The organism is Chloracidobacterium sp. (assembly GCA_025057975.1).
Taxonomy (GTDB): Bacteria; Acidobacteriota; Blastocatellia; order Chloracidobacteriales; family Chloracidobacteriaceae; genus Chloracidobacterium.
Genome location: JANWUV010000004.1, coordinates 1 through 15,265, shown reverse-complemented (window position 1 = coordinate 15,265; position 15,265 = coordinate 1). Strand labels below are relative to the sequence as shown.

The 15,265-nt window shown below is 60.9% G+C and carries 14 protein-coding genes; 10 read left to right on the top strand and 4 right to left on the bottom strand.

The features are described from left to right. Positions 1-245: 245 nt before the first annotated feature. Together NZ585_04295 and NZ585_04290 are read right to left on the bottom strand one after the other, a co-directional pair. Positions 246-443, bottom strand: a complete 198-nt coding sequence (locus NZ585_04295; GenBank protein MCS7079256.1) for a hypothetical protein — start codon at positions 441-443, stop codon at positions 246-248. Positions 444-461: 18 nt separating this feature from the next. Continuing rightward, positions 462-1,064, bottom strand: a complete 603-nt coding sequence (locus NZ585_04290) for an XRE family transcriptional regulator (GenBank protein ID MCS7079255.1) — start codon at positions 1,062-1,064, stop codon at positions 462-464. 142 nt (positions 1,065-1,206) lie between these two features. On the opposite strand from NZ585_04290, the gene NZ585_04285 reads away from it, so the two are divergent. From NZ585_04285 to NZ585_04250, 8 genes are all read left to right on the top strand, one after another. Then, a complete protein-coding gene (locus NZ585_04285; GenBank protein MCS7079254.1) occupies positions 1,207-1,698 on the top strand; it encodes an Rrf2 family transcriptional regulator in 492 nt (163 codons plus the stop codon). Between the two features lie 76 nt (positions 1,699-1,774). Further along, positions 1,775-3,211, top strand: a complete 1,437-nt coding sequence (gene sufB / locus NZ585_04280; GenBank protein MCS7079253.1) for a Fe-S cluster assembly protein SufB — start codon at positions 1,775-1,777, stop codon at positions 3,209-3,211. A gap of 61 nt (positions 3,212-3,272) precedes the next feature. After that, the gene (sufC, locus tag NZ585_04275) at positions 3,273-4,046 is read left to right on the top strand and encodes a Fe-S cluster assembly ATPase SufC (protein MCS7079252.1); all 774 of its coding nucleotides are present in this window, start codon (positions 3,273-3,275) and stop codon (positions 4,044-4,046) included. Next, on the top strand, positions 4,043-5,383 hold the full coding sequence (sufD, locus tag NZ585_04270; GenBank protein ID MCS7079251.1) for a Fe-S cluster assembly protein SufD: 1,341 nt from the start codon (positions 4,043-4,045) through the stop codon (positions 5,381-5,383). The genes sufC and sufD overlap by 4 nt, the downstream gene beginning before the upstream one ends. Beyond that, positions 5,380-6,633 carry a cysteine desulfurase gene (locus NZ585_04265; protein MCS7079250.1) on the top strand — a complete coding sequence of 418 codons (1,254 nt, stop codon included), beginning with the start codon at positions 5,380-5,382 and terminating at the stop codon, positions 6,631-6,633. The genes sufD and NZ585_04265 overlap by 4 nt, the downstream gene beginning before the upstream one ends. A gap of 13 nt (positions 6,634-6,646) precedes the next feature. Continuing rightward, positions 6,647-7,096, top strand: coding sequence for an SUF system NifU family Fe-S cluster assembly protein (locus tag NZ585_04260; protein MCS7079249.1), 450 nt, complete (start codon positions 6,647-6,649; stop codon positions 7,094-7,096). Positions 7,097-7,174: 78 nt separating this feature from the next. Then, complete coding sequence (locus tag NZ585_04255) at positions 7,175-7,918, top strand: ATP-binding cassette domain-containing protein (protein MCS7079248.1); 744 nt, start codon at positions 7,175-7,177, stop codon at positions 7,916-7,918. Continuing rightward, positions 7,918-9,480, top strand: a complete 1,563-nt coding sequence (locus NZ585_04250) for an ABC transporter permease subunit (protein ID MCS7079247.1) — start codon at positions 7,918-7,920, stop codon at positions 9,478-9,480. Before NZ585_04255 ends, NZ585_04250 begins: the two co-directional genes overlap by 1 nt. Before the next feature lie 150 nt (positions 9,481-9,630). Here NZ585_04250 and NZ585_04245 read toward each other — a convergent pair whose 3' ends face one another. Both NZ585_04245 and NZ585_04240 read right to left on the bottom strand, forming a co-directional pair. Then, entirely contained in the window at positions 9,631-10,650 is a 1,020-nt protein-coding gene (locus NZ585_04245) for a fatty acid desaturase family protein (GenBank protein MCS7079246.1), read from the bottom strand. Between the two features lie 14 nt (positions 10,651-10,664). Next, on the bottom strand, positions 10,665-11,864 hold the full coding sequence (locus tag NZ585_04240; GenBank protein ID MCS7079245.1) for a 4-hydroxy-3-methylbut-2-enyl diphosphate reductase: 1,200 nt from the start codon (positions 11,862-11,864) through the stop codon (positions 10,665-10,667). 226 nt (positions 11,865-12,090) lie between these two features. On the opposite strand from NZ585_04240, the gene shc reads away from it, so the two are divergent. Both shc and NZ585_04230 read left to right on the top strand, forming a co-directional pair. Further along, entirely contained in the window at positions 12,091-14,070 is a 1,980-nt protein-coding gene (gene shc / locus NZ585_04235) for a squalene--hopene cyclase (GenBank protein ID MCS7079244.1), read from the top strand. A gap of 199 nt (positions 14,071-14,269) precedes the next feature. Further along, positions 14,270-15,025 (top strand): helix-turn-helix transcriptional regulator, encoded by a 756-nt coding sequence (locus NZ585_04230; GenBank protein ID MCS7079243.1) that lies wholly within the window; start codon positions 14,270-14,272, stop codon positions 15,023-15,025. Positions 15,026-15,265 lie beyond the last annotated feature (240 nt).

Genomic DNA, 15,265 nt, shown 5'->3' with positions numbered 1-15,265 from the left:
GCCTCGGTTGCGGTGAGCGGCAAGGTCGGGGTAAAGCAAGCGCCTTCTCCGACGTTCGAATCAGGCGGTTTTGAATGGCGTTGCCCGAACGGTGATTTTTGACCGCTTGGCGGAGCAGGTCTCATATTGCTCTAGCAGACGCCAGTTCTCCAGGCGCGCTGAAGCCCTCTATTGTTGCCGGAGACCGACTAATCGCGTGCACCAAGCAAGTATGCAAAGTAAGTATGCAAAAGCGCCGGGCGCGGCTACGCCTGCTCCAGCCGTGCTAGGCGACAAATCCCAAAAATGCGGTTGATGCTGAAAGTAGGCTCAAACGAGTATACCTCGCCTGCGCACCTATCACCTGCAACCGTAGCTTCAAGGACGTTGTCGGCGCGGGCATCGCGCACGAAGAGTTCCATCTTTTCCGGCGCAGCCAGCGGAGCGGCGCTGCGGAGCCGCACGGGCGCGTCGCCTCGGCGCTACAGACGCGAGCCGGCGTACGTCATGACAAGATACGCCAGCACTTCCTCTTCGCCCGGATTGGCATACACGTGCGGCACGTCGGCGCGGAAGTACACGGCGTCGCCGGCGGGAAGTCTCACCGGAGGACGGTCGCCAATCGTCAGTTCCAAGCAGCCCTGCTGCACGACCAGATTTTCGTACGTACCTTCGGGGTGCGGCTCTGCCTGTTCGACGCAGCCTACTTTCAACCGCAGTTCGTAAAACTCCGCTCGTCGCTCCCGGTCAAAGGGAAACAAGGCGCGGCTTTCAAAGCGTCCATCCTGCGACCGCAGCACCTTGGACGACGCCTGCGGTAGGATGACGACCGCCTGCTCCGGCTCATCGCCCAGCAGGTCGGCGAACCGGACACCCAATCCACGCGCAATCTTCCATAATACGGCGATAGTTGGGGCGCTTTCGCCAGCCTCAATCTGGCCTAGCATTGCCCGGCTCACCCCGGCCCGCGCAGCAAGTCGTTCAAGGCTTAGCCCACGTTGGCGGCGCAGCAGCTCTAAGTTCTCACCCACCCGCCGCTTCAACTCAAGCGCTTCTGATTCAGTCGTCTTCGCCTTTGGTTTCACCGTCCGCCACCCAACCTGCCTCCGCCGTTCGGCAAGAGCCGGGCGGAGATTGTTGACGAAAAAGTAAAGTATTCAGTAAGGTGGAAAGCACAAGAACCCACCAAGGTTCGAACCGCCTTGGCGACAGTCGAGTTTCACACCGATGCGAATCACGGCGCAAGAAGAATACGGACTCCGCTGCCTCATTCAACTCGCCCGCCAGCCGGAAGGGCAGGGGCTGACCCTCAAGCAGATCGGCGAGCGGGAAGGGATTTCAACGGCCAACGCGGGAAAAATTCTCTGGTTGCTGAGCAATGCCGGCATCGTGAAGTCCGCGCGCGGGATCAAGGGCGGCTACATGCTGGCGCGCCCGGCCACCCAGATTACCGTCAGTGAGATTATCAGCGTGTTTGAACACGCCGACCTGGAAGAGCATTGCAAGAACTTTTCCGGTATTCAGGAAGTGTGCGTCCACAACGCCGATTGCGGTATTCGTCCTGTGCTGCAAATTCTAAACGAAACTGTCAAGCAGGTGCTCAGCCAAATCACTCTCGCCCAGCTCGTCCATCACGAAGGCGAAGTGAGTCGGCGGTTGTTTCAGTTGCAGCGCGCCGCGCCGAGTGGGGCGATGCCGACCGGGGCAATCTCGGTGTGACGCCGACGGTGGGCTGGCGAAACCTGTGACGTTCGCTGAAGATTCTTTTGGGAAGGACTGAGGAAGGAACCTAACAATGAGCGCCCTTGCTGCGACTTTGGCTGCGCAGGAATACAAGTACGGCTTTACAACTGACATCGAGTCAGATGTCGTCCCGCGCGGCCTCAACGAAGACATCATTCGGCTCATTTCCGCCAAGAAGGAAGAGCCGGCCTTTATGCTGGAGTTCCGGCTCAAGGCCTATCGGCAGTGGCTAAAGATGACGGAGCCAACCTGGCAGAACGTCACCTACCCGCCGATTGACTATCAGGACATCATTTACTATTCCGCGCCGAAGCCGAAGAAGAAGCTCAACAGCCTCGACGAGGTGGATCCGGAACTGCTCGAAACCTTTGAAAAGCTCGGCATTCCGCTCCATGAGCAAAAGCTGCTGGCGAACGTCGCCGTGGACGCCATCTTCGACAGTGTTTCAGTAGCGACCACTTACAAAGAAAAGCTCCGCGAACACGGGGTCATTTTTTGCTCGTTCTCCGAAGCGGTGAAGGAGCACCCGGAGCTTGTCCGGAAGTACCTTGGGACGGTTGTGCCCATCAACGACAACTACTTTGCGGCGCTTAACTCGGCCGTGTTTAGCGACGGGTCGTTTGTCTTTGTGCCGAAGGGCGTGCAGTGCCCGATGGAGTTGTCGAGCTATTTCCGCATCAACAACGCAGAGTCGGGACAGTTCGAGCGGACGCTCATCATCTGCGAGGAAGGCGCGTCGGTGTCGTATCTGGAAGGCTGCACTGCGCCGAAGTACGACAAGAACCAGCTCCATGCCGCCGTGGTTGAGCTGATTGCGCTCGATGACGCCGAAATCAAGTACTCGACGGTTCAAAACTGGTATGCCGGTGACGCGGAAGGGCGCGGCGGCATCTACAACTTCGTCACCAAGCGCGGCAAATGCTTGGGGCGCAACTCGAAGATTTCGTGGACGCAGGTTGAAACCGGCTCGGCGATTACGTGGAAGTACCCAAGCTGCATCCTGATCGGTGACAACTCAGTGGGCGAGTTCTACTCGGTGGCGCTGACCAACCACCGGCAGCAGGCTGACACCGGCACGAAGATGATCCACATCGGCAAAAACACGCGGTCGCGGATCGTGTCGAAGGGCATCTCGGCCGGCAAGTCGAACAACAGCTACCGTGGGCTGGTCAAGATTCTGCCTAGCGCTGACAACGCCCGGAACTACACGCAGTGCGACTCAATGCTCATCGGTCATGACTGCGGGGCAAACACTTTCCCATATATCGAGGTTCAGAACAACACCGCCAAGGTCGAGCACGAAGCCACGACCTCAAAAATCAGCGAGGAGCAGATTTTCTACTTCATGCAGCGCGGCATTCCACAGGAAGACGCCATCTCGATGATCATCAGCGGCTTCTGCAAGGAAGTCATCCGCGAGCTGCCGATGGAGTTCGCCGTCGAGGCGCAGCGGTTGCTTGGCCTGAAGTTAGAAAACTCAGTCGGGTAGCAGCGTCGCTCAGTGTGAGGCTCAACAGCTCGGCAAGAGACGAAAGACTAAGGGGTATGCCATGCTTGAAATCAAAAATCTCCACGTGTCCATCGAAGGTCGCCCTATTCTGCGCGGCGTGAACCTGACGGTTAAAGCTGGCGAAATTCACGCCATTATGGGTCCGAACGGGTCGGGCAAAAGCACGCTGTCCAAGGTTTTGGCAGGCCATCCTGACTACACAGTGACGGCAGGTGAAGTTCTCTATTTCGGCAAAAATCTGCTCGAACTTGAACCTGACGAGCGCGCCCGCGAAGGTGTTTTTCTTGCTTTTCAGTACCCGGTTGAGATTCCCGGTGTTAGCAACGCGACGTTCCTGCGTGCCGCCTACAACCAGCTACGTAAGCATCGTGGCGAGGAAGAGCTTGACCCGTTGGAATTCGACGATCTGCTTCAGGAGAAAATCAAGATCGTTGAGATGGACAAGTCGTTCATTGAGCGTTCCGTCAACGAAGGCTTTTCGGGCGGCGAGAAGAAGCGCAACGAGATTTTGCAGATGGCAATTTTGGAGCCGAAGCTGGCGGTGTTGGACGAAACCGACTCGGGCTTGGACATTGACGCGCTGCGGATTGTAGCCAACGGGGTCAACCGGCTGCATACTGACGACAATGCCATCATCCTCGTCACCCACTACCAGCGGCTGTTGGAGTACATCCAGCCGGATTTTGTCCACGTGCTGCTCAACGGGCGCATTGTCAAGTCAGGCGGCAAGGAGCTGGCGCTTGAACTTGAGCGACGCGGCTATGACTGGGTTCGAGAGGAAGTTGAATCCAAGGCGGCGGGCGTGGGGGCATGACGGCGATGAAAGCGGAAACCGCTAGAGCGTTCAATCCATTCGCCGCCGCTTTCGCGGCGTTGTCCACCACGTCGCTTGCCGGCACGCCGGCGGCGGATTGGCGTAGTGCGGCTTTCGCTGCTTTTGAGCGGATGGGCATTCCCACGGTTAAGGAAGAGGCGTGGCGCTATACCAACCTAGCCCCACTGACCAAGCAGCCCTTCCAGCTGGCGACGGCGGATGGTCTAGACCCCGCCCTGCTACGGCAGGGCATTCCGTTCTTCGACGAGTCTGCGACGACGCGCCTAGTGTTTGTCAACGGCGTGTTTCAGGCGTCGCTTTCCGACCTGAGCGGCTTACCGGCGGGTGTTGAAGTCGGACGGTTGAACGACGATTTCCAACCGGCGACGGTGGGGGACACGCCGTTTCGGGCGCTCAACACGGCGTTTGTGCAGGAGGCACTGGTGATTCGTGTCCCGCGCGGCAAGGCCGTTGCGCCGCCCATCGGCGTGTTTTTTGTCACTGCGCCGACGCTCGACTTCACGATGACGCATCCGCGCGTCGTGATTGAACTGGATGCGGCCGCGATTGCGACGGTGGCTGAAATTCACACCGTGCTGTGCGACGAAGAGGGACGTTTTGGCGCGCACCCGTATTTGACCAACGCCGTAACGGACGTTCAGCTTGGACAGGGCGCGCATCTGACGCACATCAAGATTCAGACCGAGGGCGCGCACGCCTATCACATCGCCGACTTGCGGGCGGTTGTCGGACGCGGCGCATCCTTCACAAACCACGCCCATGCTTTGGGCGGGCTGCTTTCACGACAGGAGATCCATGCCCGGTTTACAGACGAAGGTGGCGAGTGCCGACTGTACGGGTTGCAGGCCATTGCCGGCCGTCAACTGGCCGATACGCATGTCGTGGTGGATCACGCCGTACCGGACTGCACGAGTGAGGTTCTCTACAAGGGCGTGTTTGACGGTCAGGCGCATGGCGTCTTCGACGGGCGCGTACTTGTCCGACACGGCGCACAGCGCACCAATGCCATCACAACCAACAAAAATTTGTTGCTTTCAAGGACGGCGCGTGCCGACACGAAACCGCAACTGGAGATTTTCGCCGACGATGTCAAATGCGGCCACGGCGCGACGGTCGGGCAACTTGACCAAGACGAGATTTTCTACCTGCGCAGCCGTGGTTTGCCGGCCGCCGAGGCGCGGCGGCTGCTGACATTCGGCTTTGCGCGGGAAGTCAGCGAAAAACTCCCTGTCCCCTCACTTCGGGTTCGACTCGACGGCGCGTTGGCGGCCCGCGTCGAATCATCCTCATCGTCTCACGGAGAAACTGCGATATGACGGCTCAGGCGGTACCGGCGACGGCTGCGACTCTCGACGCCGTGGCGCTGCGGGCGGATTTTCCAACGCTTCGGCGCACGATCAACGGTCGTCCGCTGGTGTATCTCGACAACGCGGCGACTAGCCAGAAGCCGCAGGTCGTCATTGACCGGATGCATCGGTTCTATACGGAGGAGTACTCGACCGTTCGGCGCAGCATTCACCTGCTGTCCGCCGAGGCGACGCGGGCGTACGAGGCGACGCGGCGGACGGCGGCGCAACTCCTCAACGCGCCGGAGACGCGCCAAATCATTTTCACAAAGGGCACAACCGAGGGCATCAACTTGGTGGCGCACGGCTATGGGCGGAAATTTGTCGGCGAAGGCGACGAGATCATCATCTCGGCGACCGAACACCATGCCAACATCGTGCCGTGGCAGATGTTGTGCGAAGAAAAGGGCGCACGGCTGCGCGTCATCCCCGTGGACGACCGGGGCGAGTTGATTCTGGAAGCCTACGAAAAGCTGCTCACCGACCGGACGAAACTGGTGGCGGTCGGGCATGTTTCCAACGCGCTGGGGACGATTCACCCGGTCGAGGAGATCATCCGACTGGCGCACGCCCACGGCGTACCGGTGCTGGTGGATGGCGCACAGGCGGCCCCGCACATGCCGGTGGACGTACAGGCGCTGGACTGTGATTTCTACGTGTTTTCCGGCCATAAGGCCTGCGGCCCGACGGGCGTCGGCGTCCTCTACGGCAAGGCGGCATGGCTTGAGCGGATGAATCCTTTTCTCGGCGGCGGCGACATGATCGAAAGCGTCACGTTCGAGAAGACGACGTACGCGCCGATTCCACACAAGTTTGAAGCCGGGACGCCGCCCATCGCCGAAGTCATTGGGCTTGGGACGGCGCTTGAGTATCTGCGCAACATCGGGTTGGAAGCTATCGCCGCCTACGAGCACGAACTGCTGGAGCAAGCGACGGCGCGACTGTCCGCCATCCCCGGCGTTAGGATTATTGGAACGGCGCGGCGGAAGGCGGCGATTGTGTCGTTTGTGGTTGACGGGATTCATCCGCACGACATTGGAACGCTGCTCGATCAGGAGGGCGTCGCCATCCGCGCCGGCCATCACTGCGCCCAGCCGGTGATGGCGCGCTACGGCGTGCCGGCGACGGCGCGCGCGTCGTTTGCGTTCTACAACCTGCCGTCGGAGATTGAAGCCCTCGGTGCGGCGATTGAGAAAGCCATCGCCGTCTTTGCCGTGTAGGCGTCAACCAGCCATGAGCAACAAGAGTCTTTACGGCGAACAGATTATTTACCTCAGCAAGCACCCGAAGAACTTTCGGCCGATTGAAAACGCCGACTACAAGTGTGAGGGCGCGAACCCGCTCTGCGGCGACCGGGTGACGGTGTACGTGAAGGTCGGCGACGACGAAACGTTGGAGGATGTGGCGTTTCAGGGGAGCGGGTGCGCGATTTGCATGGCGTCGGCCTCGATGATGACCACCAGCGTGAAGGGCAAGAAACGCGCTGAGGCAGAGCAGCTCTTCGACGAGTTTCACCGGCTGGTCAAGGGTGAACTCGACCCAGCGCGCGAGGAACACCATCTTGGCAAGCTGACAATGTTTGAGAACGTCAGTCACTACCCGGTGCGCGTCAAGTGCGCTAGCCTGCCGTGGCACGCGCTGCGCAACGCGCTGGAAAACAAGGGCGTCGCTTCGACTGAATAGCGCCTTTCGAAGCCGCCGTGAGATGACGGACCGGTGGCGCACCAAGCGCCAAGCACCAACAAGAACACGCGCGCCGCGATGCCGGAGATTGAACCAGCCCCGGTCGAAATGCGCCAGGTTCACCTAACGCGCGGACAAACCAGCGTTCTTAGAGGCGTGAGTCTCACGATTAGCCGGGGTGAAATCGTCATGTTGCTAGGCGCGTCGGGGAGTGGGAAAACTTCACTGCTCAAGCTTGTCAACCGCCTCCTTGAACCAACGGCTGGGGAAGTGTGGGTTGCAGGTCGGCCAACGGCCGCATGGGATCTGATTCAGCTGCGGCGACGCATTGGCTACGTAATGCAGGACGCCGGCTTGTTTCCGCATTGCACCGTCGCGCGCAACGTCGGCCTGCTGCTCGAATTGGAAGGGCGTCCGGCGGCGGAGCGCCAAGCGCGGGTGGCGGCGTTGCTGGAATTGGTCGGACTTGACCCGGCGGCCTACGCGCAGCGTTTCCCGGCGGAACTATCAGGCGGTGAACGGCAGCGCGTCGGTGTGGCGCGGGCGTTGGCGCTTGATCCGGAGCTATTGCTGCTGGATGAACCGTTCGGCGCGCTTGATCCGGTCGTGCGGGCGCGGTTGCAACAGGAGTTTGCGGACTTAGCGCGCACGTTGAACAAAACCGTCCTGTTTGTGACGCATGACCTCCAGGAAGCCTTGCGGATCGGAACGCGGATTTGCCTGTTGGCGGAAGGAAAACTTGTCGCCGACGCGACGCCGGGCGATTTCCCGCAGCTTGACGTACCGGAAGTGCAGGCGTACGTACGGGCGGCCGGCCGGTGATGACGTGGTGGGATTTCATCGTTGACAACCGAACAGGCCTGCTTGTCGCGTGGCGTGAGCACGTGTGGTTGGTCGTTGCGGCGACGGTGTTGGCGGTCATGATCGGCGTCCCGCTGGGGATTGCGGCGGCGCGGCGGCCGCAGCTGCGCAACGCGGTGTTCATGGTCGTCAACATTGTGCAGACCGTGCCGAGTCTGGCGCTGTTCGGACTGCTGTTGCCGCTGCCGTGGCTGGGCGGCATCGGCGCGCGAACGGCGATCGTGGCGCTGACGCTCTACGCGCTGCTGCCCATCGTACGCAACACGGCGACCGGTATCTTGGGTGTGGAGCCGAGCGTGCGGGAGGCGGCCGAGGCGCTGGGACTGACCGGTTGGCAACGGTTGCGCTACGTTGAGTTGCCGTTGGCGGCGAACGTCATCTTGGCCGGCGTACGAACAGCCGTCACGCTCGCCGTCGGAACGGCGACGATTGCGGCCGCCGTCGGTGCGGGCGGTCTCGGCGCGTTCATCTTTCGCGGGTTGCGACAGAACGACAATCGGCTGCTTGTCACCGGCGGCGTTTTGGCGGCGCTGCTGGCGCTTTTGGCGGACGCCGTCTTTGCCGCGTTCGAGCGGCGACCGCCGCCACCGGCGGCGCCGCAAACGTCAAGACGTTTGGCAGCCGCAGCGGGACTGGCGTTGATTTTTTTACCGGTCGCGTGGAGCTACCGCGCCGCTTCACCGGTCGCCAAAGTTAGTCGTCGCCCAGTTGTGGTTGGGTCGAAGGATTTCACCGAGTCGGTCATTCTGGCGGAGATTTTGGCGCAGCGGCTTGAAGCGCAGGGCGTCGCCGTTGAGCGGCGCTTCGAGTTGGGCGGCCACTTGGCGCATGAGTCGTTGTTGGCCGGCGCGATTGACGTGTATCCCGAATACACTGGAACGGCGTGGACGGCCATTCTGGGGGAACGCCCGCTGACCGATCCGCAGGCGGTGTACGCAGGCGTGCGGCGCGACTACGCAGCGCGCTTTGGTTTGGTCGTCGGGCCGCCGCTTGGTTTTCGGAACGACTTCGCCATTCTGGTTCGGCGGCAAACGGCGATGCAGTACAGCCTGCGGACGATTTCCGACGCGGCGCGTGCGCCGCTCCGGTGGCGAGCCGGTTTTGGACAGGATTTCATGTCGCGGGCGGACGGCTACGCCGGATTTTGTGCGGCCTATGGTTTTCGTTTCGAGACGCCGCGTGAAATGGAGTTGTCGCTGACGTACCGGGCGCTGGCGGCGGGTGAACTCGACATCATCGCCGGCAACGCCACCGACGGTTTGATCGCTGCGCTCGATTTGGTCGCGTTGGAAGACGACCGTCGGTATTTCCCGCCCTACCAAGCGGTGTACGTTGTTCGGCGGGCGGCGTGGGAGGCGACGCCGGAATTGGCGGAGGCCGTTCGCGCGCTGGACGGCGTGATTGACACGGACACGATGCGGCGTTTGAACGACGCCGTGGACGGCGAAAAGCGGACGCCGCGCGAGGTCGCCGCCGCGTTTCTCGCCGGCGGTTTTCGAAAGTCAACCGGAGGCAGGAAGTGAACTTGGGCGGTCTCTCTGAAGACTGGTGAAAACGTCGGACGATGGCGTGGGCGTGATGTCTCCGAAGGGAACGCCGCCGCACGCTAAACACTTGACGCCGTTTCCGACCGGATACCGCTGCGCGCTAGGGGGCAAAGCCGTGAGTTATGACTATGCCATCGTCTTGGTCGCCGTCGGCGCAGCAGGGGCAAAAAACTTGCGCCACGTTGCGCGCAGCGACGCCGATACTTCAGCGTCGTCAAGCGCGCCGATGTCACGCAGCGCCGCATGGCATTCCGGCAGCCGATAGTGCGGGATGCTCGGATACAGGTGATGCTCAATGTGGTAGTGCATTTGGTGTGGGAAGAGCCAGACGCGAACGTACCACGGCACGAGATTCGTCCGCGCCGCGCGCAGCGGCGTCGAGGTGTCCGTCACCGCTCCATGCTCGCATAGCGCCCGCAGCCGCAGCACAAACTGAAGCAACGTCACCAGCGGTAGTAGCCACAGGACGAAGTACGTCGGCCACCAACCAGTGGCGACCGCCGCGCCAAGCAGAACTATGTGCAGAATGACAACAAGGCGCTGGTCGGCGCGCGCCGCCCGCCGCAGCGCCTCCGAAGTATCGTCCACCATGGACATATGCACAGCTGGTCCGTCCGGCGTCGCTTTCCGCAGCGGCTTGCCGAAGAAGTACAGGTAGTTCTTGACAGCCGTGACACCCAACAGGTCTTTGATGAACTTTTTCGCCAGTTTCCACCGTCCACGCGGATAACCGGCCATCAGCGCCATGTCCGGGTCGGCCGGCGTGTAGAGGTGGTTGTGGTGGATGCGGTGCAGGATGCGGTAGGTGTGCATCGAAACGCCCAGCGGCGCGGCGCAGAGCATCCCAACCGCGTCGTTGAGCCACCGCGTCTGGAACATGCGGTAGTGCGCCGCTTGGTGCGCCAGAATCGCCAAACCATGCTGCGCGGCGGCGATCCCAAAGGGCGCGAGGCACCACAGAGCGGGATGATTGACCCACAGCGTCGTCGTGACCAGACCGAGAATGACGCCCCAATCCAGCGCCAACGAAGCTGTCGCCCGCCACGGCGACAGTACAGAGAGCCGCTTGACGACCGCCGGCGACAGCAGCGGATGCTTAACCGTCTGCCGAAATTCCTCGCCCTGTTGTCCGACGCCGCCGAGCATAGCACCGTCCCTCACTACGCCGCGCCCGCCAAACGGGCAATGCGCTCGATGCAGTCGCCGACCACTTTGTTCGGCGTTGACGCACCGGCGGTAATGCCGATGGTGACTTCGCCGGCCGGCAGCCAATCCCACGAAGTCGTCTCGTGCTTGCTGAAAGCGGGCTTGTGCCGAATCTCACGGGATGAAACCAAACACTCCGGCGCGTTGATGTGATAGGTCGGCCAGCGTTCCGAGGCGATTTCGCACAGGTGCTCCGTATTGCTGCTGTTGTAGCCGCCGACGACGATGACCAAATCCAGCGGCTCCTCAATCAGCTTGAGAATGGCGTCCTGACGCTCCTGTGTGGCGCTGCATATCGTGTCGAACGACCGGAAGCGGGCTTTGAGTTCTTCGGCTCCGTAACGCCGCAGCATCGCCTGCCGAATCATCTCGGCGATTTCCAGCGACTCGCTCGAAAGCATCGTCGTCTGATTGGCCAGACCGACGCGCTCCAAGTCGCGGTCGGGGTCAAACCCCGGCGTCGCCACCGGCGCGTACTTCGCCAAAAACGCCGCGCGATCGCCGCGCCCTTCAATGTAGTCACACACATCCTGCGCCTGAGCACGATCACGGATGACCAAAAACTTCCCGCCTTCGTACAGCGTCGTTCGGGAGCGCGTCGCCTTGGTTTCCTCGTGATCGTACTTGCCGTGAATGATCGCCGTAAAACCTTCGCGGGCGTATTTTTCCACCCGTTTCCAGACGTGGACGACTGAGCCACACGTCGTATCCACCAGTAAACAGCCGATGTTTTTGAGGCGTTCCAGTTCGTGGGTCGGCGCGCCGAAAGCCGGAATCAACACAATGTCGTCGGCGGTGACTTCATCGCCCGGCTGCAGGAAACAATAGCCCATCTTGGCCAACTGCTCGTTGACCGTCGGGTTGTGAATAATTTCGCCCGTCAGATAGATGCGCCGGTTGGGAAACCGAACGTGCGTTTCATAAGCCAAGTCCAGCGCGTGATCCACGCCGTAGCAAAAACCAAACTCCTGAGCGAGCCGAAAGGTCAGCCGTCCAACGCGATGTGTCCCGCCGGCGGCCTTGATGCGTTGCACCAGCGGGCTGTCGAAGTCGTTTTTGATGTTGTCGTGAACTTCGGCGCGCAAACCAAAACCACTGCGGGAAGGATGTTGTCGGAGCGCGGTCCCCGTCGCTGCGTCATTTGCCGTCGCCATTGAGAAGCACCTAATCCGGGAAAAGTGAAACCAACGACCTTACCGCGAGCTTACACTGCGCCGTTGTTTCGCGCCAAGCCCATGCGTTCCTTGGGACGGCCTCGCCAAGCCTTGTGTGGTAGGCGCAGTCGCCGTTTTTCGTGTAGAGTTCGCGGCTTCGCAACGACGGTTCACCGTCGCTCAAAAATCCATCAGCTTTGCCTAAAACCTAAAGGAAAACGTCCACATGACCGGATTTGCGCCTCGCTTTGTTCAACCCGTTGTCGAATCGCCCATCGCGCCTGCGCTGCGCACCGTTCGTCCAGCGGCTCCGGCCTCAGCCGCCGCCGTCAACGCTGCCATCGCCCGCGCCCAAGACTACTTGCTCTCGAAACAGTACCCTGAAGGTTACTGGTGGGCGGAGCTTGAAGCGAATGTGACGCTGACAGCGGAATACGTCTTTCTTCACAAAATCCTCGGCACGGACAAGACCCGCACGCGGCAGTTGGCGAAAATCCGAACGTATTTGCGTCGTCAGCAGCGCGACCACGGCGGCTGGGAACTCTACTACGGCGACGGCGGCGAGCTTTCCACCAGCATTGAAGCCTATTTCGCGCTCAAATTGCTGGGCGACCCGCCTGACGCGCCGCATATGGTGCGGGCGCGGGCGTTTATTCTGGCGCGCGGCGGCGTTACAAAAGCGCGCGTCTTCACCAAGATTCATTTGGCGCTGTTTGGCGCGTTTCCGTGGGAGGGCTGCCCGGCGCTCCCGCCATGGATCATGCTGCTGCCGGACTGGTTTCCGTTCACCATCTATGAACTGGCCAGCTGGGCGCGCAGCTCTACCGTGCCGCTCCTACTGGTCTACGACAAAAAGCCGGTCACGACGGTTCCCGGCGGGGACGTGGACGAGTTGTACGTCGAAGGTCGCGCTGCCGCTGACCTTGCGCTACCTAATCCCGACGGGATGTGGTCGCTCGGTGGTGTGTTCATCGGTCTGGACAAAGTTCTCAAGCTGATGGAGCGCTTGGATTTTTCACCGCGCAAAGCCGAAGCGCTGGCGCTGGCTGAACGCTGGACGCTTGAGCATCAGGACGAAAGCGGCGACTGGGGCGGCATTATCCCAGCGATGCTCAACTCACTGCTGGGGCTGTACTGTCGTGGCTACGCGCCCGACCACCCAGTGATGCGGAAGGGTATTGAGGCAGTCGAACGGTTCTGTATTGAGACCGAGGACGAATTTCACACACAGCCCTGCGTATCGCCCGTCTGGGATACGGGCCTGACCATTTTGGCGTTGCTGGATTCGGGCCTCCCGAACGACCACCCGGCGTTGGTCAAAGCCGGGGAATGGCTGCTTTCCAAGCAAATCCTGCGCGACGGTGACTGGCGCTTCAAAAACAAGACCGGCCCAGCCGGCGGTTGGGCGTTTGAGTTCTGGAACGATTTCTTTCCCGATGTAGACGACACGGCTGTGGTGACGATGGCGCTTCATCGGCTGAAGCTGCCGGACGAAGCTGAAAAGCGGCGGCGCATCGAGCTAGCGATTGAGTGGACGCTCTCCATGCAGAGCAAAAACGGCGGGTGGGGCGCGTTCGATGTGGACAATGATCTGGAGATTCTCAACGAAATCCCTTACGGCGACCTCAAGGCCATGATTGACCCGCCGACGGCGGATTTGACGGGACACATCCTGGAGATGCTTGGCGTGACTGGCTACGCCGCACCGCGTGAGAAGATTGAGCGTGCGGTCGCCTTCATCAAGAGCAAGCAAGAGCCGGAAGGCTGCTGGTGGGGACGGTGGGGCGTCAATTACATCTACGGCACGCACATGGTCATCTGCGGCCTAACGGCGCTAGGTTTGAACCCGCGCGAAGCGTTCATCATGCGCGGCACGCAGTGGCTCAACTCTTGCCAGAATGAAGACGGCGGGTGGGGCGAGACCTGCGCCAGCTACGGTGACCGGAAGCTGATGGGCGTCGGTGAGAGTACGCCGTCGCAGACCGCTTGGGCGCTAATGGGGCTCATGGCCGGCGGCGAAGGTAAATCCGACTGTGTCCGACGCGGCGTCGAGTACCTTGTCACCCACCAGAATGATGACGGTGGCTGGACGGAACCGCAGTTTACCGGGACGGGTTTTCCAAATCACTTCTACATGAACTACCACTTCTACCGGCACTATTTCCCGTTGATGGCGCTGGGACGCTACCGGGCTTTTGCGCGGTGAGCGCGTGGGCGAGTCGTTCAACCGGAAGACGACACCCGAAAATTGATTTCGTTCTTTGGCACAGAAATTTCTTGCTCCGGCGACTGGAATCGAGTACCATCACCAGTGTCGTTGGGTTTTTCCAGCTTACCGGTGAACCGGCTTCCCGCTGAGGAAAGGATCGGGATCTCAGAAGTAGGCGCAGCACCTTAGGGGGGTTATGACGACCTATACGAATGGGCAAATGCCGGCATACCGTGTCGCCGTCATTGATGAACTCAACCACGCGGCGAAAGCGGTGGAGAAGTATGGGCTGCCGGTGACGGCGACGTATACGCTTGAGGAAGCCGGCATGCGACTTTCCGAGTTGGGCAAGTATCAGATCATCATTGTCGGCGTGTCGCTGTTCCCGATTCGGCGGCGGATTGTGAACGAGTTGCGGCGGGTGGCACCGGCGGCGTGTCTGGTGTTCCTGCGGCGGGCGCACGAGTTTGGGGGCGGCGGAGCGCCGTTGGAAGTGCGAAATACCGTGTCGGCGGACTTTATGCTGAGCGCATCGTCGCCTGATGAGGTGTGGGTGGCGGCGCAGGGATTGCGGAAGCTGTTTCCGTTGCCGCTGACGGCGGAGTTAGAGCCGCCGGCGGAGGCGTTTTTGATGGATCGGGTGATGAAGGTGGTGGCGGCGCACTATGCCGATCCGAAGCTGAACTTGCGGGCGGTGGCGGCGCGGCTGAACTTGTCGGCGGGGCAGTTGTCGCGGTTGTTGAATCGGCATGCGGGGGTACGGTTTCGGCAGTTGTTGCAGCAGACGCGGCTGGAGGCGGCGAAGCAGTTGTTGATGGCATCCAACACGAGTACGGTCAAGGAGATAGCGTTGCGGGTGGGTTTTGCGGACAGCGATTATTTTTCGCGGGCGTTCAAGCGCTACACGGGGTGTTGTGCAACCGAGTACCGAACAAACTCCGCCCTACAGTAAAAAGAACAGAAGAGCGTCGCCGCTTCCCACTTTCCTTTTCCAGCCTGTGTGTAGCGCAGGTTTTTCCGGCGTAGCGATCAAAGACAACCTGCGGACGCTCGACGCTGCGCTTCGTCTCAAGACACATCACGAACGGACAAACTGAACCATAGCTCCACGCGAGAGGTGTGTGCTGTCTGTCTATCCTGCCTGTTCCCTGCCCGATGCGGTAGCAGGCGTCGGGCGGGTAAGCTTGATCCT

Excerpts from the sequence above, each read along its gene's own strand:
- NZ585_04285 (MCS7079254.1), top strand. The coding sequence starts at position 1,207 with ATGCGAATCACGGCGCAAGAAGAATACGGACTCCGCTGCCTCATTCAA.
- sufB (MCS7079253.1), top strand. The coding sequence starts at position 1,775 with ATGAGCGCCCTTGCTGCGACTTTGGCTGCGCAGGAATACAAGTACGGC.
- sufC (MCS7079252.1), top strand. The coding sequence starts at position 3,273 with ATGCTTGAAATCAAAAATCTCCACGTGTCCATCGAAGGTCGCCCTATT.
- sufD (MCS7079251.1), top strand. The coding sequence starts at position 4,043 with ATGACGGCGATGAAAGCGGAAACCGCTAGAGCGTTCAATCCATTCGCC.
- NZ585_04265 (MCS7079250.1), top strand. The coding sequence starts at position 5,380 with ATGACGGCTCAGGCGGTACCGGCGACGGCTGCGACTCTCGACGCCGTG.
- NZ585_04260 (MCS7079249.1), top strand. The coding sequence starts at position 6,647 with ATGAGCAACAAGAGTCTTTACGGCGAACAGATTATTTACCTCAGCAAG.
- NZ585_04255 (MCS7079248.1), top strand. The coding sequence starts at position 7,175 with ATGCCGGAGATTGAACCAGCCCCGGTCGAAATGCGCCAGGTTCACCTA.
- NZ585_04250 (MCS7079247.1), top strand. The coding sequence starts at position 7,918 with ATGACGTGGTGGGATTTCATCGTTGACAACCGAACAGGCCTGCTTGTC.
- NZ585_04245 (MCS7079246.1), bottom strand. The coding sequence starts at position 10,650 with ATGCTCGGCGGCGTCGGACAACAGGGCGAGGAATTTCGGCAGACGGTT.
- NZ585_04240 (MCS7079245.1), bottom strand. The coding sequence starts at position 11,864 with ATGGCGACGGCAAATGACGCAGCGACGGGGACCGCGCTCCGACAACAT.
- shc (MCS7079244.1), top strand. The coding sequence starts at position 12,091 with ATGACCGGATTTGCGCCTCGCTTTGTTCAACCCGTTGTCGAATCGCCC.
- NZ585_04230 (MCS7079243.1), top strand. The coding sequence starts at position 14,270 with ATGACGACCTATACGAATGGGCAAATGCCGGCATACCGTGTCGCCGTC.